Origin of the sequence: Pseudonocardia sp., assembly GCF_025965585.1 — a bacterium.
Classification (GTDB): Bacteria; Actinomycetota; Actinomycetes; order Mycobacteriales; family Pseudonocardiaceae; genus Pseudonocardia.
This window is the reverse complement of record NZ_JAOPWR010000389.1, coordinates 1-2,985: the sequence shown is the minus strand read 5'-3', so window position 1 is coordinate 2,985 and position 2,985 is coordinate 1. Positions and strand designations below refer to the sequence as shown.

At 74.4% G+C, this 2,985-nt stretch carries 4 protein-coding genes; 2 read left to right on the top strand and 2 right to left on the bottom strand.

Annotated elements, in window-relative coordinates; all coding sequences use genetic code 11:
• On the top strand, window positions 1–1,637 hold a 1,637-nt coding region (locus tag JWR81_RS24155), incomplete at its 5' end, for a GAF domain-containing sensor histidine kinase (RefSeq protein ID WP_297657529.1).
• 21 nt (window positions 1,638–1,658) lie between these two features.
• Here JWR81_RS24155 and JWR81_RS24150 read toward each other — a convergent pair.
• Together JWR81_RS24150 and JWR81_RS24145 are read right to left on the bottom strand one after the other, a co-directional pair.
• Window positions 1,659–1,874 (bottom strand): hypothetical protein, encoded by a 216-nt coding sequence (locus JWR81_RS24150; protein ID WP_297657528.1) that lies wholly within the window; start codon window positions 1,872–1,874, stop codon window positions 1,659–1,661.
• Window positions 1,875–1,879: 5 nt separating this feature from the next.
• On the bottom strand, window positions 1,880–2,635 hold the full coding sequence (locus JWR81_RS24145; RefSeq protein ID WP_297657525.1) for a hypothetical protein: 756 nt from the start codon (window positions 2,633–2,635) through the stop codon (window positions 1,880–1,882).
• A 159-nt stretch (window positions 2,636–2,794) separates the two neighbouring features.
• On the opposite strand from JWR81_RS24145, the gene JWR81_RS24140 reads away from it, so the two are divergent.
• The coding region (locus JWR81_RS24140; RefSeq protein WP_297657522.1) for a DUF1918 domain-containing protein at window positions 2,795–2,985 on the top strand (191 nt) is incomplete at its 3' end.

Genomic DNA, 2,985 nt, shown 5'->3' with positions numbered 1-2,985 from the left:
TGCTGAGCGAGGTGCAGGAGCGGATCACCGAGATCATCGCGACCCGGGACCGGATGCAGGGCCTGCTGGGTGCCGTCATCGCCGTGGGCGAGGGCCTCGAGCTCGACACCACCCTGCGCCGCATCGTGCAGTCGGCCGTCGACCTCGTCGACGCCCGCTACGGGGCGCTGGGGGTGCTGGGCCCCGACGGCGGGATCGCGCGGTTCCTGCACGTCGGTGTGGACTCCGAGACCCGGTCGCGGATGGGGGCGCTGCCCGAGGGCAAGGGGCTGCTGGGCCAGCTGATCCTCGATCCGCGGCCGTTGCGGCTGCCCGACCTCGCCGCGCACGATGCGTCCGTGGGCTTCCCGCCCCACCACCCCCCGATGCGGACGTTCCTGGGGGTTCCGGTGCGGGTCCGCGACGCCGTGTTCGGCAACCTCTACCTCACCGAGAAGCGGGGCGGGGCGGAGTTCACCCCGGCCGACGAGGTGGTCGTCGAGGCGCTCGCCGCCGCGGCCGGGATCGCGGTGCAGAACGCCGACCTGTTCGAACAGAGCCGGCTGAGGCAGCAGTGGCTGGAGGCGTCGGCGGAGATCCGGTCGGAGCTGCTGTCGGGCGCGAGTGACGCGGACGCGTTGCAGCTGATCGCGCAGCGCACCCTCGAGCTCACCGGCTCCGACGCGACCCTGATCGTGCTGGGACCGGGTCCCGACGACGGCGAGTTCGTCGTCCGGGCGGAGTGCGGGGCCGACGCGCCCGGCCTGCTCGGGCGCCCGCTGGATGCCGGTGACTCGTTGCTGCGGGAGGTCGTCGACGGCCGGGCCGCGGTGCTCGTCGCCGCCGCACCCGCCACGCTGGCGACCGCGGACCCGCCCACCTACGGGCCGACGCTCGCGGTGCCCCTGCGCTCCCAGGACACGGTGACCGGCGTGCTCCTGGCGTTGCGTCGCGTCGGCGGCCCGCGCTTCCAGCACAGCGAGGTGCCGCTGCTGACGTCGTTCGCCGAGCAGACGACGCTCGCACTGGAGCTGGGCGAGAAGAACCGCGCGCAGCGCCAGCTCGACGTGTTCGCCGACCGCGACCGCATCGCCCGCGACCTGCACGACCACGTCATCCAGCGGCTGTTCGCCACCGGCCTGCAGCTGCAGAGCACGCTGCGGCGCAGCGACGACCCGGTGGTGCAGGAGCGAATCGGGCACGCCGTGGAGGAGCTCGACACCACGGTGCGGGAGATCCGCACGGCCATCTTCGATCTGCACACCGTCGGTGGCGAGTCCGCGCAGCTGCGCAGGCGCATCCTCGACATCGCGGCGGAGGCGGCGGTGGGGTCAGGGGTCTCCCCGGCGGTGCGGACGTCGGGGCCGGTGGACGCGCTGGTGCCGGACGAGATCGGGGTGCACGTGGTCGCGGTGGTGCGCGAGGCGATCAGCAACGCGGTGCGCCACGGGCGGCCGGCGGCCGTCACCGTCACCGTCGAGGCGGGAACCGAGCTGCTGGTCGAGGTCGTCGACGACGGGATCGGGATCGACCTCGTCGCCGCGCGCAGCGGCCTGCACAACCTGGAGGAGCGCGCGGCCGAGTGCGGCGGCACGCTCGCGGTGGTGCCGCTGCCCGAGCACGGCACGCGGCTGAGCTGGCGGGTGCCCCTGCCCTGAGATGTTCCTGCCCCGATCGGGTCAGCGGGTCGGGAACGGCTCGATCACGTCCCGGACCCGCCGGCGCGGGGTCGCGGGCAACGGGACCGGCGGTGCCCAGCCCAGCCGCAGCACCACCTGTGGGGACATCGCGCCGCCGAGCACGTCGTCGCGCAGCGAGCGGCGGGTGGCGTCGATCTCGAGCACCTGGCTCAGCGGGCAGGACGCCAGGCCGACGGACGTCGCGTGCAGGGTCACCGCGCTCAGCGCCTCGCCAGCGCGCAGCTGCGAGAGCGTGTCGTCCGACGCCGTGCCGAGCACCGCGAACAGGGCGCCGTCCGCCTCGTGGGCTCCCGTCGGTTGCCCGATCGTGCCGGTGGCGAACCGCCGGTCGTACCGGCCGTGGGTACTCGTGGCAGGTTCGCCGCGGGGATGCCGTCGTCGCCGGTTGCGCGGCCGGTCCACACGGTGGTCTCGGTGTCGTAGCCCGGCGTCCGGGCGTGGGTGGCCGTCGCCAGCGCGATGTCGGCGCCCAGCCGCCTGCGCGCGGCGCGGTCGGTGACCGGGGTGAGCACCGCTCCCTGTTGAGCGGCGAACCCGGTCAGCTCGGCGAGCATCGCGTCGGGCACCTCCCAGGTGGAGAAGCTGCGGCGGTCGCTGCGTCGACGCGCGATCGCTGATGCCAGGCCGAGATCGACGTCGGGCGGCACGCCGGGGACCAGCTCGACGGCGGCCAGGTGGTCGGACTCGTCCGGGTTGGTCAGGCGGTGCACCGTGGCGCGCAACCCGGACGCGGCGAGTGCGACGCGCAGGTGGTGCAGCGCGGCGCCGCAGCTCAGCACGAGGTCACGGCCGTCGGCGTCGGTCGCGGGCAGCCAACGGCGCAGGTCGGCGAGCAGGTGGACGCTGCGGTCGCCGATGCGCCACCGCCAGGGCTGGCTGTTGTGCACGGACGGCGCATGGCAGGCCAGCTCCACGGCGCTGCGCATGGTCCTGCGGTCCACGGTGTCGGCGATCATCAGCGTGCTCCTCGACGGGTGGGCTTGCACGACCGAGGCTTCCGTCCGGACGGACCGGCCGCCAGCGCCATCGGTCCCGCCGGTCCGGGTCCATCGGTCCCTGCCGGGGGAGCCCTCCGGTGCTACCCGGCGAACGGGGTCGTGGCCGAGCCTGGAGTCATGGACGAGAAGCAGGATGTGCGGCACGAGCAACCACCGGTCGGTGACTGGCTCGTGGTGGCGGGGCCGCCGTTCGAGCGGATGTGGCGGTGGGGTCGCATCGTCGCGGTGCTGACCGGACCGGGCCCGGTGCATTACCGGGTGCGCTGGTTCGGCGACACCCACGACACCGTCGTGCTGCCGCCGCCCGA

Excerpts from the sequence above, each read along its gene's own strand:
- JWR81_RS24145 (WP_297657525.1), bottom strand. The coding sequence starts at position 2,635 with ATGATCGCCGACACCGTGGACCGCAGGACCATGCGCAGCGCCGTGGAG.